This is a genomic window from Acidobacteriota bacterium (assembly GCA_016196065.1).
GTDB lineage: Bacteria > Acidobacteriota > Terriglobia > Terriglobales > Acidobacteriaceae > Acidiflorens.
The window spans coordinates 215119-240861 of record JACPYL010000027.1; the positions used below are offsets into that span (position 1 = coordinate 215119).

The 25743-nt window shown below is 58.3% G+C and carries 26 protein-coding genes; 10 read left to right on the forward strand and 16 right to left on the reverse strand.

Features of this window, described 5'->3' with window-relative positions; all coding sequences use genetic code 11:
• Window positions 1-9 precede the first annotated feature (9 nt).
• The 4 genes from rpoC to HY010_22105 all read left to right on the forward strand — a co-directional run bounded on the left by rpoC (window position 10) and on the right by HY010_22105 (window position 7664).
• Entirely contained in the window at window positions 10-4197 is a 4188-nt protein-coding gene (gene rpoC, locus HY010_22090) for a DNA-directed RNA polymerase subunit beta' (protein MBI3478427.1), read from the forward strand.
• 73 nt (window positions 4198-4270) lie between these two features.
• Window positions 4271-5224, forward strand: coding sequence for a YihY/virulence factor BrkB family protein (locus tag HY010_22095; protein MBI3478428.1), 954 nt, complete (start codon window positions 4271-4273; stop codon window positions 5222-5224).
• 159 nt (window positions 5225-5383) lie between these two features.
• The gene (gene pyk, locus HY010_22100) at window positions 5384-6877 is read left to right on the forward strand and encodes a pyruvate kinase (protein MBI3478429.1); all 1494 of its coding nucleotides are present in this window, start codon (window positions 5384-5386) and stop codon (window positions 6875-6877) included.
• A 46-nt stretch (window positions 6878-6923) separates the two neighbouring features.
• The gene (locus HY010_22105) at window positions 6924-7664 is read left to right on the forward strand and encodes an alpha/beta hydrolase (GenBank protein ID MBI3478430.1); all 741 of its coding nucleotides are present in this window, start codon (window positions 6924-6926) and stop codon (window positions 7662-7664) included.
• Here HY010_22105 and HY010_22110 read toward each other — a convergent pair.
• From HY010_22110 to HY010_22160, 11 genes are all read right to left on the reverse strand, one after another.
• Entirely contained in the window at window positions 7632-8519 is an 888-nt protein-coding gene (locus tag HY010_22110) for a flagellar hook-associated protein 3 (GenBank protein MBI3478431.1), read from the reverse strand. The genes HY010_22105 and HY010_22110 overlap by 33 nt on opposite strands.
• Window positions 8520-8548: 29 nt before the next feature.
• Window positions 8549-9913, reverse strand: coding sequence for a flagellar hook-associated protein FlgK (flgK, locus tag HY010_22115; GenBank protein ID MBI3478432.1), 1365 nt, complete (start codon window positions 9911-9913; stop codon window positions 8549-8551).
• Entirely contained in the window at window positions 9901-10368 is a 468-nt protein-coding gene (locus tag HY010_22120; protein MBI3478433.1) for a hypothetical protein, read from the reverse strand. The genes flgK and HY010_22120 overlap by 13 nt, the downstream gene beginning before the upstream one ends.
• Window positions 10369-10543: 175 nt before the next feature.
• Window positions 10544-10867, reverse strand: a complete 324-nt coding sequence (locus HY010_22125; GenBank protein MBI3478434.1) for a flagellar biosynthesis anti-sigma factor FlgM — start codon at window positions 10865-10867, stop codon at window positions 10544-10546.
• Window positions 10868-10975: 108 nt separating this feature from the next.
• On the reverse strand, window positions 10976-11293 hold the full coding sequence (locus tag HY010_22130; protein MBI3478435.1) for a rod-binding protein: 318 nt from the start codon (window positions 11291-11293) through the stop codon (window positions 10976-10978).
• Window positions 11293-12423, reverse strand: a complete 1131-nt coding sequence (locus tag HY010_22135) for a flagellar basal body P-ring protein FlgI (protein ID MBI3478436.1) — start codon at window positions 12421-12423, stop codon at window positions 11293-11295. Before HY010_22135 ends, HY010_22130 begins: the two co-directional genes overlap by 1 nt.
• Before the next feature lie 18 nt (window positions 12424-12441).
• Window positions 12442-13122 carry a flagellar basal body L-ring protein FlgH gene (locus HY010_22140; GenBank protein MBI3478437.1) on the reverse strand — a complete coding sequence of 227 codons (681 nt, stop codon included), beginning with the start codon at window positions 13120-13122 and terminating at the stop codon, window positions 12442-12444.
• Between the two features lie 25 nt (window positions 13123-13147).
• A complete protein-coding gene (locus HY010_22145; protein MBI3478438.1) occupies window positions 13148-13786 on the reverse strand; it encodes a flagella basal body P-ring formation protein FlgA in 639 nt (212 codons plus the stop codon).
• A gap of 10 nt (window positions 13787-13796) precedes the next feature.
• The gene (flgG, locus tag HY010_22150) at window positions 13797-14588 is read right to left on the reverse strand and encodes a flagellar basal-body rod protein FlgG (GenBank protein MBI3478439.1); all 792 of its coding nucleotides are present in this window, start codon (window positions 14586-14588) and stop codon (window positions 13797-13799) included.
• A 43-nt stretch (window positions 14589-14631) separates the two neighbouring features.
• Window positions 14632-15366 carry a flagellar hook basal-body protein gene (locus HY010_22155; GenBank protein ID MBI3478440.1) on the reverse strand — a complete coding sequence of 245 codons (735 nt, stop codon included), beginning with the start codon at window positions 15364-15366 and terminating at the stop codon, window positions 14632-14634.
• 202 nt (window positions 15367-15568) lie between these two features.
• Window positions 15569-16096: a chemotaxis protein CheX gene (locus HY010_22160; protein MBI3478441.1), complete on the reverse strand. Its 528-nt coding sequence runs from the start codon at window positions 16094-16096 to the stop codon at window positions 15569-15571.
• A gap of 89 nt (window positions 16097-16185) precedes the next feature.
• On the opposite strand from HY010_22160, the gene HY010_22165 reads away from it, so the two are divergent.
• Window positions 16186-16647, forward strand: a complete 462-nt coding sequence (locus HY010_22165; GenBank protein ID MBI3478442.1) for a hypothetical protein — start codon at window positions 16186-16188, stop codon at window positions 16645-16647.
• 29 nt (window positions 16648-16676) lie between these two features.
• Here the strand turns inward: HY010_22165 and fabD are convergent, their stop codons facing one another.
• The 4 genes from fabD to HY010_22185 all read right to left on the reverse strand — a co-directional run bounded on the left by fabD (window position 16677) and on the right by HY010_22185 (window position 19541).
• Window positions 16677-17630, reverse strand: a complete 954-nt coding sequence (gene fabD / locus HY010_22170) for an ACP S-malonyltransferase (protein ID MBI3478443.1) — start codon at window positions 17628-17630, stop codon at window positions 16677-16679.
• Between the two features lie 24 nt (window positions 17631-17654).
• Complete coding sequence (gene plsX, locus HY010_22175) at window positions 17655-18680, reverse strand: phosphate acyltransferase PlsX (GenBank protein ID MBI3478444.1); 1026 nt, start codon at window positions 18678-18680, stop codon at window positions 17655-17657.
• A 26-nt stretch (window positions 18681-18706) separates the two neighbouring features.
• Window positions 18707-18892, reverse strand: coding sequence for a 50S ribosomal protein L32 (gene rpmF / locus HY010_22180; protein MBI3478445.1), 186 nt, complete (start codon window positions 18890-18892; stop codon window positions 18707-18709).
• A gap of 97 nt (window positions 18893-18989) precedes the next feature.
• Window positions 18990-19541, reverse strand: a complete 552-nt coding sequence (locus HY010_22185) for a DUF177 domain-containing protein (GenBank protein MBI3478446.1) — start codon at window positions 19539-19541, stop codon at window positions 18990-18992.
• A gap of 173 nt (window positions 19542-19714) precedes the next feature.
• On the opposite strand from HY010_22185, the gene HY010_22190 reads away from it, so the two are divergent.
• Both HY010_22190 and HY010_22195 read left to right on the forward strand, forming a co-directional pair.
• Entirely contained in the window at window positions 19715-19960 is a 246-nt protein-coding gene (locus HY010_22190; GenBank protein ID MBI3478447.1) for a hypothetical protein, read from the forward strand.
• Window positions 19961-20061: 101 nt separating this feature from the next.
• Entirely contained in the window at window positions 20062-21756 is a 1695-nt protein-coding gene (locus HY010_22195; protein ID MBI3478448.1) for a 30S ribosomal protein S1, read from the forward strand.
• A gap of 120 nt (window positions 21757-21876) precedes the next feature.
• Here HY010_22195 and HY010_22200 read toward each other — a convergent pair whose 3' ends face one another.
• Window positions 21877-23028: a hypothetical protein gene (locus HY010_22200; GenBank protein MBI3478449.1), complete on the reverse strand. Its 1152-nt coding sequence runs from the start codon at window positions 23026-23028 to the stop codon at window positions 21877-21879.
• Window positions 23029-23405: 377 nt separating this feature from the next.
• Between HY010_22200 and crcB the strand changes: the two genes are divergently transcribed.
• From crcB to HY010_22215, 3 genes are all read left to right on the forward strand, one after another.
• Window positions 23406-23756 (forward strand): fluoride efflux transporter CrcB, encoded by a 351-nt coding sequence (gene crcB / locus HY010_22205; GenBank protein ID MBI3478450.1) that lies wholly within the window; start codon window positions 23406-23408, stop codon window positions 23754-23756.
• A 1-nt stretch (window position 23757) separates the two neighbouring features.
• Window positions 23758-24087: a DUF190 domain-containing protein gene (locus HY010_22210; protein ID MBI3478451.1), complete on the forward strand. Its 330-nt coding sequence runs from the start codon at window positions 23758-23760 to the stop codon at window positions 24085-24087.
• A gap of 229 nt (window positions 24088-24316) precedes the next feature.
• Window positions 24317-25741: an MATE family efflux transporter gene (locus HY010_22215; protein MBI3478452.1), complete on the forward strand. Its 1425-nt coding sequence runs from the start codon at window positions 24317-24319 to the stop codon at window positions 25739-25741.
• Window positions 25742-25743 lie beyond the last annotated feature (2 nt).

Sequence of the window (25743 nt, forward strand, 5' to 3'; positions counted from 1 at the left end):
CGGAGGCACATGTTTCGTTCGAGCCCGTTTGACATGGCAAATCCCGTAGCTGACTTTGACGCCATTCGCATCAGCCTGGCGTCGCCGGAAAAAATCCGGAGCTGGTCGCATGGGGAAGTAACCAAACCCGAAACCATCAACTATCGCACTTTCAAGCCGGAGCGCGATGGACTGTTCTGCGCCCGCATCTTTGGCCCGGTTACGGACTGGGAGTGTCTCTGCGGCAAGTACAAGCGCATGAAGCACCGTGGAGTGATCTGCGACAAGTGCGGTGTGGAAGTCACGCTCTCCAAGGTTCGCCGCGAGCGTCTCGGTCACATCGAACTCGCTTCTCCGTGTTCGCACGTGTGGTTCTTCAAAGGATTGCCCAGCCGTATCGGGCATCTTCTCGATATCTCTCTCCGCGATCTCGAGGCGATTCTCTACTTTGAAGCGTATGTCACGATCGAAACCGGCGATGCTCCGGTAAAAGATCACGAAGTCATCAAGGACGAAACCAAGTACCGCGAACTCGATCAGCAATTCCGTCCCACCGGCTTCAAGGCCATGATGGGCGCGGAAGCGATCAAGGAACTTCTCAAGCGCGTGGAAGTCGAGGGGCTCTCGACCGAATTGCGCGAGAAGATGAAGCACGAGACTTCACTGCAGAAGCGCTTGAAGTATGCCAAGCGTCTGAAGGTAGTCGAGGCTTTCCGCAAGAGCGGTAACAAGCCGCAGTGGATGATTCTGGATGTGATTCCGGTCATTCCGCCGGAACTGCGCCCTCTCGTTCCCCTCGACGGTGGACGTTTCGCGACGTCGGATTTGAACGACCTGTATCGCCGCGTGATCAACCGTAATAACCGGTTGAAGAAGTTGATGGACCTGCACGCTCCGGAAGTCATCGTGCGCAACGAAAAGCGCATGCTGCAGGAAGCTGTCGACGCGCTGTTTGACAACGGACGACGCGGACGTGTTCTGCGTGGCGCAAACAATCGCCCCCTGAAGTCGCTCTCCGACACGCTGAAAGGTAAGCAAGGACGCTTCCGTCAGAACCTGCTCGGCAAGCGCGTGGACTACTCGGGCCGTTCCGTCATCGTGGTTGGTCCTGAACTCAAACTGCACCAGTGCGGGCTACCGAAGAAGATGGCGCTTGAGTTGTTCAAGCCGTTCATCTATCACCGCCTCGAACAAACTGGACACTGCACGACCATCAAGCAAGCGAAAGAAATGGTTGAGCAGCAGGAACCAATCGTTTGGGACATCCTTGAAGAAGTCATCAAGGACCATCCGGTCATGCTGAACCGCGCACCTACGCTCCATCGTCTGGGTATTCAGGCGTTTGAGCCGGTGCTGGTGGAAGGCAAGGCCATCAAGATCCACCCGCTTGTTTGTACGGCGTTTAACGCCGACTTCGACGGCGATCAGATGGCGGTACACATTCCGCTGTCGCCGGAAGCACAGGTTGAAGCCAGCGTGCTGATGTTGTCCTCGCACAACATTCTGTCGCCCGCCTCGGGACAGCCGATCACCGTGCCAACGCAGGACATGGTTCTTGGTCTCTACTATCTGACCAAAGCCAAGCCCGGCGCGAAGGGTGAAGGCCGCTCGTTCGCCAACATCGATGAAGTCGTGATTGCGCTCGAAATGGGCGAAGTGGAAACACTGAGTCCGATTCGGCTGCGCTACACCGGCGAAGTCATGGACCTCGCTGCTGCCTACGACGATCAGGATGTCACGCACGCGGAACCGATTCATGTGGAGCGCGAGTTCCTGAATACGACCGTTGGACGCGCGATCCTGAACGACAATCTGCCCGACGGCATGCCGTTCATCAACGGCTTGCTCAAGAAGAAGGGCATTGGCCAGCTGGTGAATTACGGCTACTTGCGGTTTGGACTTGAAACCACCGTCAAGATGCTCGACCAGATCAAGTCGCTTGGCTTCAAGTACGCCACGCGCGCTGGGCTCTCGATCGGCATCGACGACATGGTCATTCCGGACAACAAGAAGACGCTGGTCCGCGATGCTGATAAACAGGTCATCAACGTTCAGCAACAATATCTGGACGGCGCGATCACGAACGGTGAACGCTACAACAAAGTCATCGAAATCTGGTCGGCGATTACTGAAAAAGTTGCCGATGAAATGTTCGGGCAGATGCAGCAGGCTGACAAGGTCGGTGCACTCAATCCGATTTACGTCATGGCCGACTCCGGCGCTCGCGGATCGAAACAGCAGATCCGTCAGCTCTCCGGTATGCGCGGCTTGATGGCGAAGCCGACCGGCGAAATCATCGAGACTCCGATTACGGCCAACTTCCGCGAAGGCTTGACCGTGTTGGAATACTTCATCTCGACGCACGGCGCTCGTAAGGGTCTGGCGGATACGGCGTTGAAGACCGCTGACTCGGGCTACCTGACGCGGCGTCTGGTCGACGTGGCGCAGGACGTCATCATCAGCGAATACGACTGCGGCACCGTGGACGGCATTTTCGTCTCCGGTATCGTGGAAGCGGGCGAGATTATCGAGCCGCTGCGCGACCGCATCATTGGCCGCGTTTCGCTCGAGAAGATCAAGGACTACGACACCAACGTGATCGTCGACATCAACCAGGAAATCACGGAAGACCTGGCGGGCGCGATTCAGGCGGCCGGTATCGAACGGGTAAAGATCCGCTCGGTGCTGACTTGCGAATCGAAACGCGGCGTTTGCGTGATGTGTTATGGACGCAACCTGGCCTCTGGCAGACTGGTCGAACTCGGCGAAGCAACGGGCGTGATCGCTGCGCAGTCGATTGGCGAACCTGGAACGCAGCTCACGATGCGTACCTTCCACATCGGTGGTACGGCGTCGCGAGTTTCGGAACAGTCGAAGCTTGATGCCAAGAGCGTCGGTTCGGTCCGGTTCATCGGACTGCAGACCGTGAAGTCGAAGACCGGTGACTTCGTGGTCATGAACCGCCAGGGCTCGATCGCGATCGTGGACGAGAAGAACCGCGAACGCGAGCGCTATGCGGTCGTGTACGGCGCGAAGCTGAAAGTTGCCGAAGGCGATCAGGTCACACAAGGCCAGGTTCTGGTCGAGTGGGATCCGTACACCTTCGCGATCCTCACGGAAATCGGCGGCACGGCGCAGTTCAAGGACTTGCAGGAAGGTGTCACGCTCCACGAAGAAGTGGACGAAGTCACCGGCCTATCACGGCACGTAGTGGCCGACGCACCGGACGAGAAGCGGCAACCAGCGCTGGTTATCAAGGGTAAGGCCAGCAAGCGCTACCTCATGCCGTCACGCGCTCACTTGATGGTGCAGGACGGAGACACGGTGTTCCCGGGCGACGTGCTGGCGAAGATCCCGCGCGAAACCACCAAGACCAAGGACATCACCGGCGGTCTGCCGCGTGTCGTCGAATTGTTCGAAGCCCGCAAGCCGCGTGAAACAGCCGTCATCAGCGAAATCGACGGCGTGGTTCGCTTCGGCGAGGTTTCGAAAGGTCAACGCAAACTCTACGTGGCTGCCGACAACGGAACGGAAAAGGAATACTCCGTACCGCGCGGCGTTCACATCAACGTGCAGGAAGGCGAGCGCGTCAAGGCGGGCGAACCGCTCATGGACGGCCCGCTCAACCCGCATGACATCCTCGCTGTACTCGGCGAAAAGGAACTGCAGTCTTACCTAGTGAACGAAATCCAGGAAGTCTACCGGCTCCAAGGCGTGAACATTTCGGATAAGCACATCGAAGTGATCGTGCGCCAGATGATGCGCTGGGTAAAGGTTGAGGACGTGGGCGATACGACGTTCCTGCTCGAACAGCAGGTCGACAAGTTCCGCTTCCGCGAGGAAAACGAACGCGTCATCCGCGATGGTGGCAAGCCGGCGACGGGACGTCCGTTGCTGCTCGGCATCACCAAGGCGTCGCTCTCGACCGATTCGTTCATTTCGGCCGCATCGTTCCAGGAGACCACGCGCGTGCTCACCGAAGCTTCCATCCAGGGAGCGGTGGACCACTTGCGCGGCCTGAAGGAAAATGTGATCGTAGGACGCTTGATTCCCGCCGGCACCGGCATGGAGTACTATCGCAACGTGCGGCTCTCTCCAGAAATGGAAGAGGCTGCGCAAAAGGTGCAGGAAGAAGTCTCGCAAGCTTACGAGGAGGCCGAGCGTGCGCTCGAACTCATGCGCCATGAAGGCGAAACGGAAGAACTCGCCGCAGAGTAATTCGAACTTTGTCTATCCCAGGGGGCGACGAGAGTCGCCCCTTGCTTTTGTCAAACGCTTTTCGTGAACAACAATGTCTTTTGCGGTTAATCCACTGCTGGAGCCCGAGGAACGCAAAGCCAAGCCCGACCCTTTTCCCGGGCAGTTGATCGTCGCTCCTGCACTGGCGCGATTCTGGCGCTTGTTCCGCATTTCTGTCTGGCGGGCGTTTGAACACGACGCCTTCGCCACCGCCAAGGCTTCTGCCTATTCTTCGATTCTGACGTTTTTTCCCGCACTGCTCGTCCTCGGTTCCGTGCTCGCCACGGTGCGGCGCGGCGAAGTTTACATGCGGGAAATTTCCTACGCACTCGGCCGGATACTCCCTGCAGGAACAACCACAGCGCTCGCATACCTCAAGGGCGCGGCTCACCGGCCAGTGGGTCTTCTGATTACTACTTCTCTGCTGACGATTTGGACCGCTTCGGGCGTCATCATTTCCTGGATGGAAGGGTTCCGTCGTGCCTACCAGCTCCCCAAGACCTGGGGACTGCTCAAAGAACGGTTGATCGCCATCTCTCTTGTGCTGATGACGGGACTGCCGCTGATCTTCGCAACCGTGTTGGTCGCTTTCGGCAGCCGCATCGAAACGCGCATCTTGTTCCACATCGATCACGAACTTGGCCCGCTTGTCTTGCTGCTTTGGATCGCGATGCGGTGGATTATCGCTATCCTCACGAGTATTGCCGTCATTGCCCTGATCTATCACAATGCGGTTCCGCGCACGCAACCTTGGCATAGCGTGATCCCGGGCGCCGTGCTGGCAACGGTGATGTGGTTGGGGGCGACAGCGCTGTTTGGCTGGTATCTGCAGAGTTATGCGGACTACAGCATCATTTACGGATCGCTCGGCGTCAGTATCGCGCTGCTGGTCTGGATGTACTTGATTTCGCTGGTTGTGCTGATCGGGTCCGAATTCAATGCCATGCTCTTCCCGCGCGGAGTTACGAAATGCCTATCCCCACCTGCGGACGATTCCGATCAATGAGTGTGAGATCATAGCTACTAAGACACGGGGATAATCACGAACCTTCTGTTGCGCTGACGTTTATCCGCGGGATAGTGTCCCGAATCTACTGCAAAGGAATCAGAACACTTGTCGCCACGAAAGCCCGATCTCGTCGCAGGAGTTCTACCCACAGTCACTCTGCCATCGGAAGGCGGTCCCGCGCGGTCTCGACGCGCCAAGATTATCTGCACGATTGGCCCAGCCTCCGATTCTGAAGCCTGCATTCGCGAACTGATGCAACTCGGCATGGACGTCGCCCGCTTGAATTTCTCTCATGGAACTCATGCCGAACATGCTCGCCGCATCAAGCGACTGCGCAAAGCAGCGCGCCGGATGAAGCGAACGATCTGCATCCTGCAGGATTTGCAGGGCCCGAAGATTCGCACCGGCCGCCTGAAAGGTGGCGAGCGCGTCATGCTCGAAACGGGTGCGCGCCTGACTATCACTCCGCGCGAAGTGGCGGGTACAGCTGAACTCCTTTCCACCGATTTTCCGGGACTGGCGCGAGAAGTCGAGCCGGGCGCCCGCGTCCTGCTGTCCGACGGCCGCATCGAGTTGAAGGTGATTGCTGTCCACGGCAATGATGTGGAGTGCGAAATCGTGAACGGAGGAGTACTTGCCGAACAGCAAGGGATCAACCTGCCCGGCATCGCGCTCTCCATTCCTGCACTGACAGAGAAAGACAAAATCGATCTTGAGTTCGGACTGCAGCAAGGCGTGGATGTCGTCGCGCTCTCGTTCGTGCGCTCGGCAGACGACATTCGCGCGACCAAAGCGTTGATGCGCAAGTACGGCAGGTCGGTGCCCGTCATTGCCAAGCTGGAAAAGCCGCAGGCGATTGAGCGCCTGGAAGAAATTCTTGAGACCGCGAATGCGGTTATGGTTGCCCGCGGAGATCTTGGTGTGGAATTGCCGCCGGAGCAGGTTCCGGTGATTCAGAAGCGGGTGATCCAGCGTGCCAGCGTGTGGCGCAAGCCGGTGATCACGGCGACGCAGATGCTGGAGTCAATGACGCACAGTCCGCGTCCGACGCGAGCGGAAGCCAGCGACGTGGCCAACGCGATTTTCGACGGCACGGATATCGTGATGCTGTCCGGCGAAACGGCGAGCGGCGAATATCCCCGCGAAACCGTCGCCATGATGTCTCGCATCATTCTGGAAGCGGAAGCCAGCATGGCCCAGATGCCGCAAGCACCACGCCGCCGCCGCGAAAATCAAACGTACTCGGTTGCGGAAACAATTTGCGAGTCGATCGCGCATGCGGCGGAAGAGCTGCCCATGGGAGCGATCGCGGTATTTACTGAAAGTGGAAATACCGCGCGCATGCTGTCCAAACATCGGCCGAAGGCGTGCATCTACGGGTTCAGCCGGAATATTGATGTCTGCAACCGGATGAACGCGTTGTGGGGCGTAACTTCTATCCACAAAACGGAATGGAGCTCCGCCGAGGAGATGGTGCGAACCGCGGAAAAGGAATTGTTGCCGAAAGGCATTATCCGCGAAGGCGATGTGCTGGGCCTGGTGGCAGGTACGAGGCTGACCTCGGGCGCGACGAACTTCATGCGCCTGCATACGGTGGCGAGTGAGCGTCCGGTAAAAAAGAAACAGCGTCGATCGAAAAAGAAGTCGTAACCTGAACGAGGCGCGGTAACAATCTCACGCGCTACTGGTAAGACGCATGGCTTCGAAACCAGCTGGCATAGCGGCATTTCAGGATGCCGCGCTCACTCCTTCCGTTCGTGGATTTCTGCACTCACCAGCGAATCCGAACGGTAACGCGTTGGTGCTCGCCCACGGCGCGGGATCAAATTGCAATGCTCCGCTGCTGATTGCGTTGGCGGAATCGTTTGCGGCACGCGGATATGCCGTCTTGCGCTGCGACCTCCCATTTCGACAAGATCGTCGCACAGGCCCGCCGTTTCCCGGCAATGCAGAACGCGACCGCGCCGGTCTGCGCAATGCCGTGGGCGCGATGCGCGAGTTGTATTCAGGGAGATTGTTCCTCGGCGGCCATTCTTATGGGGGCCGCCAATCGACGATGCTCTGTGCTGCCGAACCGGATCTCGTTGCCGGACTCCTGCTGCTCTCGTATCCATTACACCCACCGCGCAAGCCGGAACAGATGCGAACGCAGCATCTGCCTGACTTGCGAACATCGAGTATCTTTGTACACGGCACGCGGGATCCGTTCGGAAGCATTGAAGAAATGGAAAAGGCGTTGCAGTTGGCGCCCGGACGCAAGGAATTGTTGGCGGTAGAAGGTGCCGGGCACGATTTGGGATTTTCCGGCAAGAAATCCGCGCAGGAACTGCCAGATCGCGTGTTCAGGGCGTGGGTCGCGATGTTTCCGGAGATACCAGTGTCTGCTGGCGACCAGTCCCCGGACTTACTTCAGAAAATCAAACAAACTCACCTGTGAAATCTTCCCGATGGCGGCTAACGTGGCGTTGGTTGCGGCCTGCGAATTGACGAGGCGGCTGGCGGCCGACTCGATGTCAGCGGAGGCCAAGGTGTTTTCCTGCTGGCTGAGTTGCACTTTTGTGTTGCCCAGGTTGGTGATTTGCGCCTGCGCCTGGTTCAGAGTGTTTCCATAGAAAACGCGCTGGCTCGAAATGTTGTCGAAGGAATCGCGCAACGAAGTGATGGCTGTGTCGTATCCAGTGTTCGACTGGACGGCTTGGATCAGCCCGTTCAAAGCCAGGAAGACGTCATGGCCGGGAGCGGTAAAGAGTTGTGAGCCCGGCTTGTTGGCGGCAATCTGGTATCCGTCTCCGATTTGCACGTTGTTAACGCTGTCGTTGCCGTCGTAACGGACGCCGGAGGGAACGGTATTGTCAAGGACAAACGGCGGTGAACTTGTTTTCGTTCCGGCAAAGAGCGGCGATCCCTCGAACGAAGTGTTCCCGAGTGAAACCAGTTGTGCCTGGATGCCTTGCAGTTCCACGACAATTGCAGCCCGGTTGGCATCGTTCAGCGGGCCATTTGCGGCTTCCACCCCGAGCGTGATGGCGTTGGTGAGAGTCAGGACTATGGAACTGAGGGCGGAATCCGCGGTCTGAAATTGGCCTTGAATGGAGCCCAGGCTCTGAACATAACGGTTTGTGAAGACGGTTTGGTCGTGATTCTGGACGAGAATTGCGGACGCAGAAGGATCGTCCGAAGGCTGATTCACTCTTCTGCCGGAAGCGAGTTGCAGCAGCGCGTCCTGCGTGGTCTGCCGCGTAGAATTCAGGGCTGCGAGCAGGTCGGGTGTGAGGTTTGGATTGACGCGCATTAATATACTCCTCAGCGAACGCTCGCCAGTTAGTCTCGTCCGAGATTGACCGCGAGATCAAGCATGGTATTGACGGTGGTGACGACGCGGGCAGCCGCCTGGTAGGCGGCTTGATAGCGGATGATGCTGGCGGCCTCTTCATCGAGCGACACGCCCGAGACCGAGGCGCGCTGGTCGCCGAGCTGGCGCACAATCAGTGACGATGCTTCGAGATCGGAACCGGCATTGGCAGTGTCGGTACCAATTGTGAAAACCAGGCGGGAATAGAAATCGAGAGGTTTTTGTCCCGCCACAATCGCTTGATCATGAACGGCCGACAAGAGCGCGAGGTTCCCATTGCTGCCCGGTGTGCCGTCGGAACTAGCAGCGATCAGTGCGGGATCCGTGATGGACACGGTGAGGGCGGCGGCCGCGCCCGCTCCAACCGGAGGAACGAAAAGGTCAGTTCCTTGTACGCCGTTGAGGTCAAACCCGGTGCGGTTCGCGGTGTTCAAGGCAGTGGCTAGTCCGGTCGCGAGTTGATCGAGATTGCCCAGTACGGTCGGGATAGTCGTGTCACGCACCTGCAACAGGCCACCGAGCTTACCGGAGGTGAGCAGTCCGGTGACGTCAACCGTTCCGGCTAAGACCTGGTGGATGCCGCCAGTTCCGATTTGAGTGGTGAGAGGGAAGTTTCGCTCTCCGGCAACCAGCGGCGTGCCATTGGAAGTAGTAAGCGCGATCCCACTTTCTGTCTGAATGACCGAAACGTCAACCAGGCTCGACAGTTGGCGGATTGCTTCGGTTCGCTGGTCAATGAAGATGCCAGCGTCCTCATGCACGTTTTCCAGGGCAGAGACCTGCTTGTTAAGGCCCGCAATTTGGGCGGTGAGCGTGTTGATCTGACCGACGGTGTCCACCACGTTCAAGTCGAGATTGCTGCGCTGCGCCTGCAGGTTGTGCGCTTCCGTGTTGAACGTTGTTGCCAGATTGCCCGCTGCGGTGAGAACCGCTTGCCGCAAGGAGAGACTGGTCGGGTCGGTGGACAACTGCTGCAGGCTGTCAAAGAATTTGCTGATTGCGTCGCCGATGCCGGAATCCGTTCCGCTGAATCCGACTTGAATTTGCTGGAGCGCGCCCAGAGTCGTGTCCAGTTGGCCTTGCGTCTGTGTTTCCTGGCTGATGCGCAATTCCAGAATCGGATCGCGCAGGCTTTGAATTTGTTTTAATACCACGCCCGTGCCGATGCTGAGTCTCCCAAGCACCACCGGGTCGCCGGGTGTGAGGTCGGGACGCTTCCGTGAGAATCCCGGGGTGTTGGCGTTGGCGACATTGTTCGCGGAGGTTTCGAGTTGCTGTTGGCTGACCAGGAGCGCGCTTAAGGCAATCGAAAGGGAACCATTTAGTCCGGACATGATTGCACTCCTGCCTGCGGTTGAGTGGCCATGTGCAGCAGGTTCAGCTCGGGTGCGTAGGTGGTTGCGTGCGTGTCGGCCATGTGCGCCACGATGGCAAGGCTCCGTTGGAGATGACGAAGCAGGGAGCAGTGCACGCGCGTGAGATGCCGGATGCGAACCGTGAGGGCCTCGAACTCGCGGTTATGATCCGTCGAAGGGGCGGGTGGCATCGAAGAGCGAGAGGCCGCATCGACCAGCGACAATGACCCTCGCTCGGATTCGTGACGCAACTGGTCTTCGAGCAAACTCCACTGGCGGCATAGTTCGGCCTGATGGGCGGCGCCGCGGGCAATCTTTTCAGCATCATTCTCGGAGAGTGCGAGCTGGCTCATTTCGAGGCTGGCCGCGAGATCGCGCAGCAGAAAGAGCCTGGTCGAGATCAGGTCGCCGGGCTGGGTTAGGACTGCGTCCATATCAGGCCAAATCGTCAAGTTGATGCGGGTTCGGTTCCGTATTCTCTTCGTCGGCATCCGGCTTTACAGGCGGAGACGGCCGGCGACGGCGTGGAGGAGGCTCGTACTCGCCAGACTGTTTTTCTCTGACGCGCATGGTTGGATCAAGCCGGTTTGTGATGAGCGGATCCACGCGTTATCCCGTTGGCTGGCCAGCGCTGCCGTTGGTCAAGTCGGCGATGATCGCCGTTGCCAGTTGATTGTCACTGACTGCATACTCGCCTTTTCCCACCGACTGGCGAAGTAAATCCACGCGCTGCTGCCGGACTTCTGGTTGGGCCAGCACCTGACTTTCGAGTGCCCGCACGCGGGCATGATCGAAGGAAAAGTGCGTCTTGTCTTGGGCGGCGAGGGCGCTTCCGTGATCGTTCTGATCCGGAGTGACACGGGCGCGATCGGGTTTGCCGCCGTCCACTGACTTCGTCCCATAATTTGTTAGATCTACTCTCATGGTGCTCACCGGTTCCCTTCTGCGCTATCATCGGCAGATTCTTGGCAAACCTTAATGCTGCTTGGAATCTGCATACACGTAAGGCTGCTATAGGGATCGGCAAATTGCTCAATGGCTTCACTGTTTTGGCCCACTCGGCGGTTCGTTCAAGCCGGGTACTTTCGTTTGCTGCCACTGCTGCAGGATCATCCGGGCGATCCCGATTCCCCCGTGCGCGGACATCGCGGATGCCAAGGCCTGCGTGCCCATGGCAGCATAGTTATCACTGCCGGCTGAGGACTCTCCCGCTGCCCCGGCGAAGCTCTTCTGCAACGATTCGAGCAAGGAACTGAGAAGAACGGCTTCGAAATCCTGGGCTGCCTTTGCAGCTTTCACTTTCCCTGCCGGATGGGTAGAAGGCAGCGCGGGGATCGCAAACGGAATCGAAACACTCATCAGATCACCTCCAAATCCGCGTCGAGCGCTCCTGCTGCCTTGATGGCCTGCAGGATCGAAATTACATCGCGAGCGGTCGCACCCATGTTCTGTAATCCATTGACGAGTTGCTCGACTTTGGCGCCTTCCGCGATCTCGACCCGGCGCACTGGAGCGTCTTTCGTTTGCAGGTCTTGTTGTCCAACCACGGCAGTCTTGCCTTGCGAGAACGGCTCGGGTTGAGACACCTGAATTTCCGTTGTGATCTGCACCGAGAATCCGCCGTGCAGAATGGAAACCGCACCCAGGCGAACATCCTGTCCCATGACCACCGTGCCGGTCCGTTCATTGACGACGACGCGTGCCCGGCGGTGAACGACGACCGCCAGGTTTTCGATCTTTGCCACCACGTTCGAGAGGTTCGGAACGCCTGTGCCGGCAGCATTGATTTCCACTCGGCCGCCATCGCGGGCGATGGCCACATTGTGCCCGAAAGCGAGGTTGATCGCGTCCGAAATTTCGCCGGCAGTTGTAAAGTCCGGTTCCCGGAGCAGCAGGTTCAGTGGTTGAAGACGATCGAAGTTGAAAGGCACGGCGCGCTCCACACGGCCGCCGGAGGGGATGCGTCCAACGGTAGGGTGGTTGACTTGCTTGCCATTGCCGGACCCGCCCACCGAGTAGCCGCCAACGGCCAGAGGGCCCTGTGCTGCGGCGTATACCTGGCCATCAGCGCCGTAAAGAGCGGTGAGCAGCAGCATTCCGCCTTCGAGACTTTTGGCATCACCAATGGAAGAAACAGTCACGTCTACAGGCGCGCCGGGACGCGCAAATGGAGGAAGCATGGCCGTCACAAAGACGGAGGCGACATTTTTTACCCGTACAGCACTCGCTGGAATCTGCACGCCCATGCGTTGCAGAATTCCGGCCAGCGTCTGGATCGCGAACACGGTCTGCTGTTTGTCCCCGGTGCCGTTCAGTCCCACGATCATGCCATAGCCGATCAGAGGATTGTCGCGCACGCCTTCAACCGTCGCGAGATCGCGAATCTTGATTTCCACAGGTTCGACGGCGATGGCGGGCCTCGCGGTCAGGATCACAAGGATCACTGCCAGCAGAACCGATGTATTTTGGAGTCGAAGTGCGACTGTCATAAGTTCGCCGAGTCTTTCCTAGAAGTTCAAGATTCGCAGAATCATGCGCAAGATCGAATGCGGTGGCCGCGTGCCATCGGAGACGACACCTTTGCCCTTGATTTCCAATTCCAGATTGCCGAGCGCGTTAGAGATGACCGTATTGTCGAATGTGACGTCGCCCGGGCGAACCACGCCGCGCAGGATAATGCTCTGATGTTCGTTGTTCATCATGATTGAACGTTCGGCCTCAACCACCAGGTTGCCGCTCGGCAGTACGGCGACAATGCGCCCGGAAAGACTGGTGCGAAGCTTCGACGTGGAAGTGGCCTGGCCCTTGCCGGCCAGTGTCTCGGCAGAGTGCAAGCCCAGCAAGTTGGCGACGCCCGTGGTCTTGAGACGGCCGGGCAGAGAATCGATCCCAGAACTGGCTTTGAAACTGCGATCGGTGCTGACCGCTCCGGTATTCGAAGACGTCAGGTCCTGCACTACCAGGATGGTAATGAGATCTCCGGCGATGCGAGCCTTGTAGTCGGTAGTGAGAGCGGCCATGCGCCCGTTATCGATCCAGAGGCTGCCCGGTGTGGGCGCGGTCGCCGCACCTTCTGCCATTTGGACGTGGGCCAGATACTTGGCGAGGTTGTTCTCGGTGGATTTGCGGGCCGAGGCACTCGCCAGGATTGCGTTCGCGATCAGCAGGCAACACCAGGCTGTTCTCATGTTTCTCCTTCGGCTGCGATATGGATTACCGCGTCGCAGATTGGGTGAGTGCTTCGAGACGTGCCGGCGCGGCCACGCGAGCTCGAAAGATCTGCCCATCCTGGCTGCGTACTCGGACGATGGCCCCTTCGCCTCCGCGTTCCAGGCAGGTCACGAGCGCGGTCAGGTTCAGTTGGCTGCCACGAAAGACGACCGTGGCCTGATCCCCGACCCGAATCAGGGTTTTATGGGGCGCAGCGCCAGCCGTTCGCGGACGGGATGCGGCGCGGCACGCACTGCCGGAAATCCTGGCCGAACCCATCGCGGTGGAACGGCCAGCGTCTGCGTAGGCCAGAAAGGGGACGCATTCTCCTGGCTGGCGGCATTCCAGTTGGAATTGGGCGCGCTCGAGGTCCGCGTCCCAGCAAACCATCGAAACCCGCAACGTTCGGCTGGAGGCAGCAGGCACGGCGGTGGGAAGTTCGATTTCATCGATGGCGAGCAGTTGCTCTTCGCGGACACCGCGCTGCCGGAGTTCTCCGCTGACGGCTTGCCACACTTCCTCGCGAGTTATGGGAGTCAGCTGCGGCCGCGCGTTCTGTGCCGGAAGGGACGTGCTCGCTCCGAGGGTCAGGACGATTCCGGCAGCGAGGGAAATTGCGGACAGCATGGTTGTTTTCTTCACGGTTTACCCTCTACCTTCCCAGGTTGTTGATTTGCTGGAACATCTCATCCGCGGCTTTCACGACCCGCGAGTTGGCTTCGTACGAACGCTGCGCGACAATCATCTGGATAAATTCATCGACTACGCTGACATTCGATCCTTCAATAAATCCTTGCTGTACTTCTCCCAGACCATCGGTGCCGCCGGGCGTTCCGACCGTGGGGTCGCCGGACGCGGTGGTGACGAGGAACAGATTTTTGCCGATACTATTCAGCCCGCCCGGATTTGCGAACAGCGCGAGTTGGATATTTCCTACCTGTTGCGCCGCCTGCTGTCCGACCAGCGTCGCCGAAACCGTGCCATCGGAACCAATCGTGATCGAGGTCGCGCCCTGCGGAATCGTGATCGAAGGTTCCGGGGCATTGCCGTCAGCCGTAACGACATTGCCTTGGGCGTCGAGATGGAAGGTCCCACTGCGCGTGTAGCCGGTTTCCCCCGAAGGCAGTGTGACCTGGAAAAATCCCTGGCCTTCGATCGCCAGATCGAGCGGATTGCCGGTGGCGCTCATGTCACCCTGCAACTGGATAATTTCAGAAGCTGCCGAACGGGTGCCAAGGCCAATTTGCAGCCCGGCTGCCACGGTCGTCTGCTGGGTTGCGGCCGTGCCCGGCATGACCAGGTTCTGGTAGAGCAAGTCCTGGAATTGCAGTCGCCGCCGCCGGAAGCCGGCGGTGCTGGAGTTTGACAGGTTGTTGGCGATCGTATCCAGATTGAACTGTTGTGCCTGCATCCCGCTGGCAGCGGTATATAAAGCCCGGATCATCGCGCCTCCTGAAAGTTGAACTCATCACGCTCATCACAACCAGCTACACGTGGGGCAAATCGTTTGCGGCAATGCGGTTGAATTCGGTATGAAACAACGACAACGCGCGTTGCATCATCTCCGCTTCGCGTTGCACGGCGATCAACGCCATGACGGCGCCAATGGCATTCACGTTGGACGATTCCAATACACCCTGGCGAAGAGAAGCTTGGCGCGCCGGCACCACGCTGGCTGCAGGGGCGTTGATCAGCATGTCGCCTTCGGAGACCGGATGAGTACCGGGAGCGAAATCCACGACCCGAATCTTCCCCGCCACCGCGCTGTTCACGGATAGCGTTCCGTCCGCACTGATCGAAATCGCGCCTGCCGGGACTCGGATGATTCCGTTCTCTCCGAGGACCGGATCGCCGTTCGCGGAGATCAGTTCGCCCGTCCGTGCTACGCGGAAGTTGCCATTGCGGGTGTAGCGCGTCCCTTGGGCGGTTTGAATGGCGAAGAAGCCTTTCCCTTCAATGCCAACATCGAGCAGATTGCCGGTTGTCAGCAGACTGCCGGACTGAAGATCAAGATCGGTGCCTTCGAGCACACCGAAATTATTGGTGGCGACATTGAGCACATTGGGAAGGCTGGGCCGCGCGGTTGCGACCAGGCTTTGAAACGACGTCTGCTGACCGCGAAATCCCGTTGTGTTCAGATTGGCGAGATTGTGAGCCGCCACTTCGAGCGCCTGACCCTGGGCTCGCAGTCCGGCGCAGGCTGCATAGAATCCGCTGTCCACAGTGTGTTTCTCCCTTGTTGAGAAGGGAGATGCACGCCGGGCTCCAGCGCTCTCCAAGTACGATCCTCCGGGAGAGAGGACTCATGCCTTGTGTGATTTACAGTCAACCACAATGCGGAATCAATCGGAGGATGCAGTCGCGCAGGCAAATGTTGCCGGGGCATGCTGGGCAAAGATTTACGGCAAAACATCGGGGAATCGTTCAGGCGTGAATATCGAGCCGGACAATGAGCGGCCAGCCGGCTAATGTGAGCATGACTTCCAAGGACTCGCCGCCTGCCAGGGAATGAAAGCGGTACGCACGGCCGGTCACGACGGCGGGCACACTCAACAGGCAAGGCTTGTCGAGGCCGGTAAGTTTATTCTTAAAATTTCCGGCAATCATGTTACAAATCTCACCAATCGCGTCACAGACTTGTTCTTCGGAACAAGCAGCATCGAGTCTCAGCATGCGGGCGGCAATCTGATGTGCCGGTTGGGCTCCGCAGAAGAAGGTGACCACTCCACGCAACGAGCCCGCCAGCCCGACCATGGCGGTGAAATTCTCTCCCGCTTCGGCCTGGGATGGCATTGCCTGTCCCAGCGGCCCATCCAGCATGATGTCGAATACTTCCTGTGCGGCCAATTCAAGAAGAGGCGGCCATTCCTGCTGGTGTGAAGCAGCTGTGGCCTGCGGTTTTGCGCTCAAAGCACTCTGGGCTGCAGCTGGATTTGAGCCAAGGTCATTCATCTGGGGGATTCATCGGCAGAACCAAGAGGAACCTTTAAAGGCGCGTCGGGAACTTTTTCAAGGGCTCCGGGTTCCGATATGCTTAGAGGATGACATTGCTCGACGCGCAGCAGTACGATCCCGCGAAAGAGAAACGACGCAAGATCAGGAACATCGTGGCCGTCGTGGCCGTCATTGTTATGGCGCTACTCGGATGGATGTACCGGAACTGGCCCGAAGAACATGCGGTCGACCGATTCTTTTCGGCCCTGCAAAACAAGAATTACGAAGGCGCGTATGGCATCTATTTCCACGACCCGGACTGGCGGCAACACATGCAGAAGTACTCCCAGTACAGCTATTCGGATTTCTATCGTGACTGGGGGCCGGGCGGCGAATGGGGAGTGGTGAAGTCGCACAGCATTGACTGTCCCGTGCTGCTGCGTTTGATTGGATGTCCGGTATCCACCAACGGAGGAGTGCTGGTGGAAGTGATCGTCAACGATCGCGCCGATCACGCCCGTATCTTCGTGCAAAAATCGGATAAAACGCTGACGGTCTATCCGTACTAGGCGTGGAGCAGGCCACGGCTCCGAAAACATCAGACCGACGTGTCGGAAAATTGCGACAAGGTCTTCTGAAGCGATGCTTCATCGCCCACGGTCAAGCAGGTCTTCGAGCGATCGATCTGCCGCATCAGTCCCCATAAGACTTTCCCGGGACCGACTTCGACAAACATATTGATGCCCTTTTCGATCAGCAGGCGGATCGAGGGTTCCCACTGCACCGATCCTGTCACTTGGCGGATCAATGCGGCTCGCGCAGGTTCCGCCTCGGTGATGAGGGCGGCATCTACGTTGCAAACCACCGGGCAAGCGGGATTCTGAAAGTCCAGTTTCTGCAGATCAATTGCAAGGCGGTCTTGCGCGGGCTGCATCAGGGCGCAATGGAAGGGGGCGCTTACGGGAAGGCTGACAGCTTTCTTGGCACCGCGTTCCGTGGCCAGATGGATGGCGCGCTGGACCGCTGCCGCATGTCCGGAGACGACGATCTGCTCCGGTGAATTGATGTTGGCAGGCTGGCAGACTTCGCCTTGCGCGGATGCGTGGCAAATGTCGGTGACCTTGTCGAGCGGCATGCCGAGGATGGCGGCCATCGCACCAACACCGACCGGGACAGCTTCCTGCATGTACTGTCCCCGATTACGGACAGCGCGTAAGGCGTCCACAAACTTCAATGTGCCGGCAGCGACGTGAGCGGAATACTCGCCGAGACTGTGTCCGACGACGAAGTCTGGTTTGGGGCTTCGTTCGCGCAACACCCGAAACGCTGCGATGGACGCGGTCAAGATCGCGGGTTGCGTGATCTCGGTCAGCTTGAGCTTGTCTTCCGGTCCCTCAAAGCACAGTTGCGAAAGTTTGTAGCGCAGGGCGTCGTCGGCTTCCTCGAAGGTCTGCCGGGCGACTGGATAGTTGGCAGCCAGTTCCTTGCCCATGCCGACGGCCTGAGACCCTTGTCCGGGAAAGAGAAACGCGATAGGAGATGATGAGCTCATAGTTGAGATAAGAATGTAGAAAAGTTACGGAGTTGTAACCGCTGTTGCCGCTTGCAGGCCTGTCAGTTCGCGTGCGATGGTTTCGTTTACCTGGCCTTCGGCAAATTCAGAAGCGACGCGAATGGCGTTCTTGATGGCATTCGTGTTCGAGGATCCGTGCGTGATGATGCACACGCCTTTCACGCCGAGCAGCGGTGCCCCGCCATATTCGGTGTGATCCAGGCGCTTCTTGAAGTCCGAAAATGCGTTGCGCGAAAGCAGAGCGCCGACCTGCCGCGTGATCGTACTCTTTAGCGTTTCTTTCAAAACAGCGCGGACCAGTCTCGCTACACCCTCAGAAGTCTTCAGCGCGACATTGCCGACAAAGCCATCGGCGACAATCAGATCGACTTCGCCGTTATAAAGATCGCGTCCTTCCACGTTGCCGATGAAATCGATGGGTAGTTGCTTCAGAAGCTTGAACGCTTCGCGCGTGAGTTCGTTGCCTTTGGATTCCTCTTCGCCGATGGAAAGCAGTCCAACCCGCGGACGTTTCTTGCCAAAAATTGCGCGACAGTAGATGTCACCCATGATGGCAAACTGCGCGAGATTCATGGGTTCGCAGTCTACGTTGGCGCCGACGTCGATCAAGACCGCGGCGGTGTTCAGAACGGTCGGAAACGCGGCAGCGAGGGCAGGACGATCCACGCCGGGAAGTGAGCCAAGTACCATGCGAGCCGTGGCCATCGCAGCACCGGTATTGCCGGCGGTGACGAAACCGTCGGCTTTGCCATCGCGGACGAGGCGCAGGCCGACGCGGATTGACGAGTCGCGTTTCGCGCGGATGGCTTCGACTTTGTCGTCCATGGTGATGACTTCACTGGCATGGACGACGTCGATGGCTGGCCGCCGTGCGCCGGGATAGCGCTCCAGTTCGGCCTTGAGGACTTGCTCGGGTCCGACCAATAAAACGCGCGCGCCGTGATGACGCGCCGCTTGCAGGGCGCCTTCGATCTCGGGCTTGGGCGCCTTGTCGGAGCCCATCGCATCCAGAGCGATTACGCTAGGCATATCAAGCTAGGCATTGCGGGAGCAAACTAGGACTTCTCTTTGACCTCAAGAACTTCGCGGCCCTTGTAGTGTCCGCACTTCGCGCAGGCGCGATGCGGCATCTTCTTCTCGTGACAGTTGGGGCATTCCGACAGGGAATGCTTGGAGAGCGAGTCATGAGCGCGCCGGCTGGCCGTGCGCATCTTGGAATGTCGTCGTTTTGGATTTGGCATTTGTGGAAGTTCTCAGTTCTTGGTTCTCAGTTCTCAGTTCCCGACTCTCAGCAGAACGACCTCACTGAGAACCGAGAACAGAGAACTGAGAACTCAATTATTGATTCAATTTGTCCCGTATTTCTTTCAGCGCCGACCAGCGTAAGTCCTGAACCGGCGGTACACAGGCGCACGCACCTTCATTCAAGTTCTGACCGCATTGCGGGCATAAGCCCTTGCAGTCTTCGCGGCAAACCATCTTGAGTGGCAAAGCCAACAACACTTGCTCGCGGACGGCATCTTCCAGCAGCAACCCTTCGCCCTGGTAATAGCCGATCTCGGCTTCCGCGTCGGTCACCGAAAGTTCGTCGCGTCCAGCGTCGGAACCCAGGGGCCGGTACAGCAAGTCGAACTCCCTGGTCAGTTCATGAATCACCGGCTCAACGCACCGGGCACAGTCTGCTTGCAGGCTCGTCGCCAGCTTGCCCTGCAGCCGGATGTCCTGGATGATCTTATGCTTGCCGTGATGTTCCTCGACCAGATCTGCCCGTCCCTCGGTGTGCAGGGGAGTCAGTTGTCGCAACTCTGGTCCAAGGTCGATCGCGCCGGGGCTGTATTGCTCCCGGAAATCGATCGGGTTTGTCTCTAAATCCTTGATTTCGATGAACATCGGAACCTCCGCCGCCCCCACTCCATACCGCAAAGGCCCGCGGAAGTGCGCACAGAGACGTAAGTCTCACTGGGAGCAATACTTAAGAATAACGGCCTGAAATCAGGGTGTCAAGGCAGGGACAAAGGCGGTCGATGCTACGATTTAAGAGTAACGCCGAACCGAGGAAGCGAGTGATTGTCATCGTGGGAACGAACATTGTGATGGTCCTGTTCGCGATTGGAATTGCGAGCGGGATACTCCCTCCCAGGACATTCAGCGGGGCGGTCATCGTTCTCCATAAGATGATCGGAATTACTTTGCCCACCGCCGACAAGGAGCGCACCGTGGCGGTGATCTGGATCGCGTCCCTGGTCGTGATTACGGACGGCATCCTGCTGATGATGGTTCTTCTTGCCGGCGCCGTGTTCAAAGCCTGACGGAAGAAAGACGCGCCGAAAGCGCCGCAAAATCTGGTTCAAATCGCCCACGTGTGGCGGTGTTATCTTAGAAGCGTTGCTGCGGTAAGGATCTACTTCTCATGTCTGATTCCAATACACCTGAAAACCAGCCCATTCCAGAGGCGACCGAATCGTTCGCCGACGCATTTTCCCAGTACGAGAAGAGTCACAAGCGGAAGCCGGAAGACTCTGGCAAGCCGCGCGAAGGCACAGTGGTGGCCGTGACTGCAGACTCCGTGCTGGTCGACATTGGATACAAGAGCGAAGGCATCATGTTGCTGGCCGCGTTCGCAAATGACCGTGAGCAGCCGAAGCCTGGTGACAAGCTGCTGATCTCGGTCAAAGGGCGCAATCCGGAGGGCTACTACGAACTCACGCGCGGAAAAGTGGAACGTCCGGCGGACTGGGACGCGCTCGAAAAAGCATTCAACGAGAAGACGACGATTGTCGGGACCGTGACCGGTGTGGTGAAGGGTGGGCTGACAGTTGATGTCGGGGTCCGAGCGTTCATGCCGGCGTCACGCACCGGGACGCGTGAAGCTACGGAAATGGAGAAGCTCGTCGGACAGGAAATTCGTTGCCGGATTACCAAGCTCGACGTCACCGAAGAAGATGTGGTGGTTGACCGTCGCATCATCTCTGAAGAGGAGGACGTCGCTACTCGGCAGCGCCGCTTCTCGGAATTGAAAGAAGGCGACACGGTGCGGGGCACGGTGCGAAGCCTCGCCGATTACGGCGCGTTCGTCGATCTCGGTGGAGTGGACGGCCTGCTGCACGTGGGCGAAATCTCGTGGCAACGGATTGCGAAGCCCGCTGATGTCCTCAACGTAGGCGATCAGGTCGAAGCGAAAATTCTGAAAATCGAACCGGACAAGCGGCGCATTTCGCTCAGCATGAAGCAGCTGCAGGCGCATCCCTGGGATGTCGTGCCGGATAAATACAAGACCGGCGAACGCGTCCGCGGCACCGTCACACGCGTGATGGATTTTGGTGCATTTGTCGAAATCGAACCCGGCATTGAAGGATTGATCCACATCTCTGAAATGTCATGGGCGAAGCGCGTGCGCACAGCCGGCGATGTTGTGAAACCGGGTGAGACGGTTGAGGCCGTAATCCTTGGCATAAATCCAGCTGAGCGCCGCATTGCTCTTGGATTGAAACAGGCGCTCGGCGATCCCTGGGCCGAGGTCGCGCGCAAACTCGCCCCCGGTTCCGTGATCGAAGGACCAGTTACGAACATCACCAAGTTTGGCGCATTCGTTCAAACGGCGGAAGGTGTGGAGGGCATGATCCACATCAGCGAGATCAGCGCCGAGAAGCGCATCAATCATCCCCAGGATGTGCTGAAGGTTGGACAGGTCGTCAAGGCGCAGGTGCTCGCCATCGACCTGGAGAAACGAAACATCCGGTTGAGCATGAAGCAGTTGGTGCCCTCGGGATTGGATGAGTACATCGTCGAGCATCAGGAAGGCGATGTTGTGACGGGCCGGATGGTCGAAGTGTCGGGCGAACACGCAAAAGTGGAATTGGGGGAGGGCGTTCTGGCAGCTTGTCGCATGGATTCGAACCCTGCTGCGAAAGCGGCACCGGCGGCGCTTCCGTCGTCAGGGAAGGCAGATTTATCTTCGTTGGGCTCGATGTTGCAGGCACGATGGAAGACCGGTCCACCTGCAGCCGAGACCAAGCCGGAGAGCGCTCGGAGCGGGCAGATTCGTAAATTCAAGATCACGAAACTCGACAAAGAAGCCAAAAAGATTGAATTGGAGTTTGCGTAGGACCAAATCCCACGCGTAGCACGGGTATCTTGCCGGCAGGTGGGGGCGAGATACTCTGCCCCCACAACTGCCGCCGGGACGACGCCGCCGCTACGGTCGACCCGATTCCACTGATCTTCTTTACTGCCGCACGGCAAGATCCGCTTGCGTCGCCAACGTCTTCATGAATTTGAAGAACTCCTTCGACTGGCCAATGAACAGACCGTCTGCCGTTAAAGCTCTCACCGCGCCCATGGCCGCGCCCTTGGTCGCGGTTGGACGGATGATCGAACATGCAGGGAGCTTCCTGCTTAGGAAAGCAGTGGGCTCGGGCATGATCAGGTTGGTCTGAAAATCTTCGCCGCCCAGCGGAGGAGCATTCAGGTCGGGGAACGTCACGGTTAGCCCAGTCACGGGATCCACGACGCTCAAAGGCGGCGCGTTGCCTGCTTTGTCGGACCATGTCTGGAAATGACAGATCTCCGTTCCGCCGATGCTGAGCACGATGCGCAGCACTTCCAGGCTGGTTACTCTCTGTGCAAGCATGGCGTAGAGACTGGTGCCGCCCTGTTCGATCGTCGCAAAGTGGAACCCCGCAGTGTTCGCGATCGCCTGCGTGAGATCCGAGATGTGGTGTGGCTTCGAGGGATCCGGCTGCACGTCGTCATCCGTCCGTGGAATTGCCGGGTGCTGCCCCATGGCAATACTCGGAACGGCTTGCATGAAGGTGTCGCCGAGATCGGGATTGCCGGTGCGGCTGCGATAGCGGGTAAACCAGGTGGTATCGACGGAAAGCTGCATCAGGTTTGTAAGGCGGCCAATCTGCTGCGCGCCCGTGGCCTGGCTGCTGGGCAGATTCCGGAATTGCTCGAGACTCACCGGCTCCGCGCCCTTCGAAACCAGATAGGCATTGATGAAGACCTCGTGAGTTAGCTCGTCTTCGGTATTGTCATGAATGTACTGGGGCATGTCTTCGTCGAGGATTTCGAGTCCGCTGGTATAGAGCTTGCTGCCGCTGCCGCCCGGAACCTCGCTGTCCTGGATGCCGCCGAGTTCGTTGTACTGCTGCCAGAGATCGGTCTCAAGAATCTCCGCCGCAGCCAGAAAACGCAGGATGGCTACGTCTCCGACTGTAATGATATCGCTGCGTTCCTGCGCTTGAGCCATGGTTGACAGTAGTGAGCTCGTCGACAGTGCTGTGCCGACAACGCCCAGTCCCTTGAGGAAAGAACGCCGTTGGACGCTCGGCGCTGAATATGCGGATTCGCTGTGGGAAGTAGATTCAGGTGCTATCGGTGTAGTGGCTGGGAGGATTTCGCGTGCCATTTTTACACTCCAATCGTATTGATGGTGCGGTGATTTGGTTCCGCAGTTTCGATCTGAGGGGCAGCTTATCTACGCCACGAGTGCCGAGTGTCATGTGCACGTCAAAGGTCTGTAAAAGTCCGCGCCAGAGATTTCTGCGCCAGCAGACGTGGCGGAGACTTCATCTCCAATACATCGCCGTCCGGGCCTCGGTGCGCTTTAATCGCCAGTGAACACAGGCCTTCCGCTATACTGGGTTTCGGTGATGGGGTTCGCCATTAACCGCCCTTTGGGCTGATGACTCCTACAGAAGTGTCGACAAATTTCTGTGAGAGGATTCCCTCTTGAACTATCTTTGGATCGCTTTGGGCGCCGTGGCAGGAGCGTCTACCCGCTACTTTCTGAATGGTCTGGTCGCACGAAATGTCTCATCCGCATTTCCCTATGGCACGTTGCTCATTAATGTCACAGGGAGTCTTGTGCTTGGTTTCTTCCTCGCTTACTCCTCCGAACGTGTGCTGCTTGATCCGCGCTGGCGGTTGCTGATCGCGATCGGCTTCTGCGGTTCGTACACTACGTTTTCGAGCTACGCCTTCGAGAGCTTTGCGCTGATGGAGCAAGGCCAGTGGACCTTGGCGAGTTTCAACATCTTAACCAGTACCGTGCTGTGCCTGGTGGCGGTGATGGTGGGTGCTGCTCTGGCTCGCGGGTTGTAGAATGGCAGGCGAAATGGCAGTCCAAGTTACCCTTTACTTGACCGAAGGCGACTCCTGGCAGCATCGGCCGCTGCATCTCGAGATATTGAAATATCTGCGGGAAGAGAATGTTTTCGGAGCGGTCGTGTTCCATGCGGTCGCTGGATTTTTAGGACGAAGCCGTGTCCGGACCGCGCACCTGGTGGAAGCCGGAGGAGAGCTACCCGTAGTCCTTACGTTCGTGGACACCGACGAACATGTCAGTCGCGTGATCCCGCACCTGCGGAAGATGGCTGCCCATCGGCTGATTGTGCGCGAGAACGTCGTGATCGAGCAGGGGAGTCTGGACTAGTCCATTCCCGTTGCCGAGGACCGCTGTGTCCGGGTAGACTATTTGAACTCGGTGGGTTGATTTGACTGCCGCCGATCTGCGAAGGAAACTTCCGATGCTTGTCCGCCTTTAAATCGCTCGCCTTTTGATCCCGCCCGTGCGGATCATCTCTACGTTTCAATTTGTCCAGCCACGCCGTTTTGCATTCGCTTTTCGAGAAAGCGACGGGTAGAAAGTTTGTCAGGTATTTATGGAATCAGTGTCGACAATCGATACTCTACAGCCCGCCTCTAAGAATTTGTGGGAGTCGCTGTGGGAAGCCATCCGCGGATCTCATCAGGACTACACAACCGGAAGTTTGAACCGGGCGATCCTGTTGCTCGCCGTGCCCATGGTTCTGGAGATGGTGCTGGAATCGCTATTCGCGGTCGTCGACGTGTTCTGGGTCGGACGGCTCGGCGCCAACGCGGTTGCCACCGTCGGCCTCACGGAATCGCTGCTGAGTTTGATATTTGCGGTGGGCATCGGGTTGAGCTTGTCGACCACGGCGATGGTATCGCGTCGTATCGGAGAAAAAGATCCCGAAGGTGCAGCGGTTGCCGGAGTGCAAGCGATTGTGCTGGGGCTGGTCACCTCAATCGCGATCGGGATCCCGTGTTTCATTTACGCACCGGACTTGCTTCGCCTGATGGGCGCGTCGAACGACATCGTGGTGATGGGCAGCGGCTACGCCCGCATCGCGCTCGGCGGGAGTGGCGCGATCCTGATGATCTTCCTGAACAACGCGATCTTTCGTGGCGCAGGTGATGCGGCGATCGCGATGCGCCTGCTATGGGTATCGAACATCATCAATCTGGTGCTTGATCCCTGCCTGATTTTTGGTTGGGGACCATTTCCGCGCATGGGTGTCACCGGCGCTGCTCTGGCCACTTTCACGGGACGCAGCATCGGCGTTGGCTATCAGTTTTACCGCTTGCTGCGCGGGAGTGAACGCATCCGCATTCTCACGCGCCAGATTCGCGTCGACCTCAAAGTGCTCTTGCGGTTGGTACGCGTGTCGTTGACTGGCATCCTGCAGTTTGCCATTGCGCATACCAGTTGGATTGGCCTGGTACGGATCGTGAGCATCTTTGGCGCTGATGCGCTCGCCGGATACACGATCGCAATTCGCATCGTCGTGTTTCTCATTCTGCCGTCCTGGGGACTGAGCAACGCTGCCGCCACGCTGGTCGGGCAAAACCTGGGAGCGAAGAAGCCGGAGCGCGCCGAGCAGGCCGTATGGCGCACTGGCTTCTACAACATGCTGTTCCTGGGATCGATCGGCTTGTTGTTCATCTTTTTTGCAGAACCAATAGTGCGGTTGTTCACGCAGGATCCGGAAGTGATTCCGCTGGCGGCGAAATGCCTGCGCATCGTCAGCTACGGAAATATCGGATACGCCTACGGCATGGTCATGCTGCAGGCCTTTAACGGGGCCGGGGATACAGTCACGCCCACGATCGTGAATTTCTTCGGCTTCTGGCTGCTGGAGATCCCGCTCGCGTACTGGCTGGCCATCCCGATGCGATGGCATTCGGATGGAGTGTTCTACGCAATTGTGATCGCGGAGTGCGCCATTGCAGCGTCGAGCGCAGTGCTGTTCAAGCGCGGGAAATGGAAGGCACAGACGATCTGAGT

What these genes read in the sequence shown, in the direction of transcription:
- fabD (MBI3478443.1), bottom strand. Translation starts at nt 17,630, where the DNA reads ATGAGCTCATCATCTCCTATCGCGTTTCTCTTTCCCGGACAAGGGTCT.
- HY010_22160 (MBI3478441.1), bottom strand. Translation starts at nt 16,096, where the DNA reads ATGAATGACCTTGGCTCAAATCCAGCTGCAGCCCAGAGTGCTTTGAGC.
- HY010_22105 (MBI3478430.1), top strand. Translation starts at nt 6,924, where the DNA reads ATGGCTTCGAAACCAGCTGGCATAGCGGCATTTCAGGATGCCGCGCTC.
- rpmF (MBI3478445.1), bottom strand. Translation starts at nt 18,892, where the DNA reads ATGCCAAATCCAAAACGACGACATTCCAAGATGCGCACGGCCAGCCGG.
- flgG (MBI3478439.1), bottom strand. Translation starts at nt 14,588, where the DNA reads ATGATCCGGGCTTTATATACCGCTGCCAGCGGGATGCAGGCACAACAG.
- HY010_22110 (MBI3478431.1), bottom strand. Translation starts at nt 8,519, where the DNA reads ATGCGCGTCAATCCAAACCTCACACCCGACCTGCTCGCAGCCCTGAAT.
- HY010_22210 (MBI3478451.1), top strand. Translation starts at nt 23,758, where the DNA reads ATGGCAGGCGAAATGGCAGTCCAAGTTACCCTTTACTTGACCGAAGGC.
- HY010_22165 (MBI3478442.1), top strand. Translation starts at nt 16,186, where the DNA reads ATGACATTGCTCGACGCGCAGCAGTACGATCCCGCGAAAGAGAAACGA.
- HY010_22140 (MBI3478437.1), bottom strand. Translation starts at nt 13,122, where the DNA reads ATGAGAACAGCCTGGTGTTGCCTGCTGATCGCGAACGCAATCCTGGCG.
- flgK (MBI3478432.1), bottom strand. Translation starts at nt 9,913, where the DNA reads ATGTCCGGACTAAATGGTTCCCTTTCGATTGCCTTAAGCGCGCTCCTG.
- rpoC (MBI3478427.1), top strand. Translation starts at nt 10, where the DNA reads ATGTTTCGTTCGAGCCCGTTTGACATGGCAAATCCCGTAGCTGACTTT.
- HY010_22185 (MBI3478446.1), bottom strand. Translation starts at nt 19,541, where the DNA reads ATGTTCATCGAAATCAAGGATTTAGAGACAAACCCGATCGATTTCCGG.
- HY010_22095 (MBI3478428.1), top strand. Translation starts at nt 4,271, where the DNA reads ATGTCTTTTGCGGTTAATCCACTGCTGGAGCCCGAGGAACGCAAAGCC.
- HY010_22195 (MBI3478448.1), top strand. Translation starts at nt 20,062, where the DNA reads ATGTCTGATTCCAATACACCTGAAAACCAGCCCATTCCAGAGGCGACC.
- plsX (MBI3478444.1), bottom strand. Translation starts at nt 18,680, where the DNA reads ATGCCTAGCGTAATCGCTCTGGATGCGATGGGCTCCGACAAGGCGCCC.
- HY010_22215 (MBI3478452.1), top strand. Translation starts at nt 24,317, where the DNA reads ATGGAATCAGTGTCGACAATCGATACTCTACAGCCCGCCTCTAAGAAT.
- HY010_22135 (MBI3478436.1), bottom strand. Translation starts at nt 12,423, where the DNA reads ATGACAGTCGCACTTCGACTCCAAAATACATCGGTTCTGCTGGCAGTG.
- HY010_22120 (MBI3478433.1), bottom strand. Translation starts at nt 10,368, where the DNA reads ATGGACGCAGTCCTAACCCAGCCCGGCGACCTGATCTCGACCAGGCTC.
- HY010_22130 (MBI3478435.1), bottom strand. Translation starts at nt 11,293, where the DNA reads ATGAGTGTTTCGATTCCGTTTGCGATCCCCGCGCTGCCTTCTACCCAT.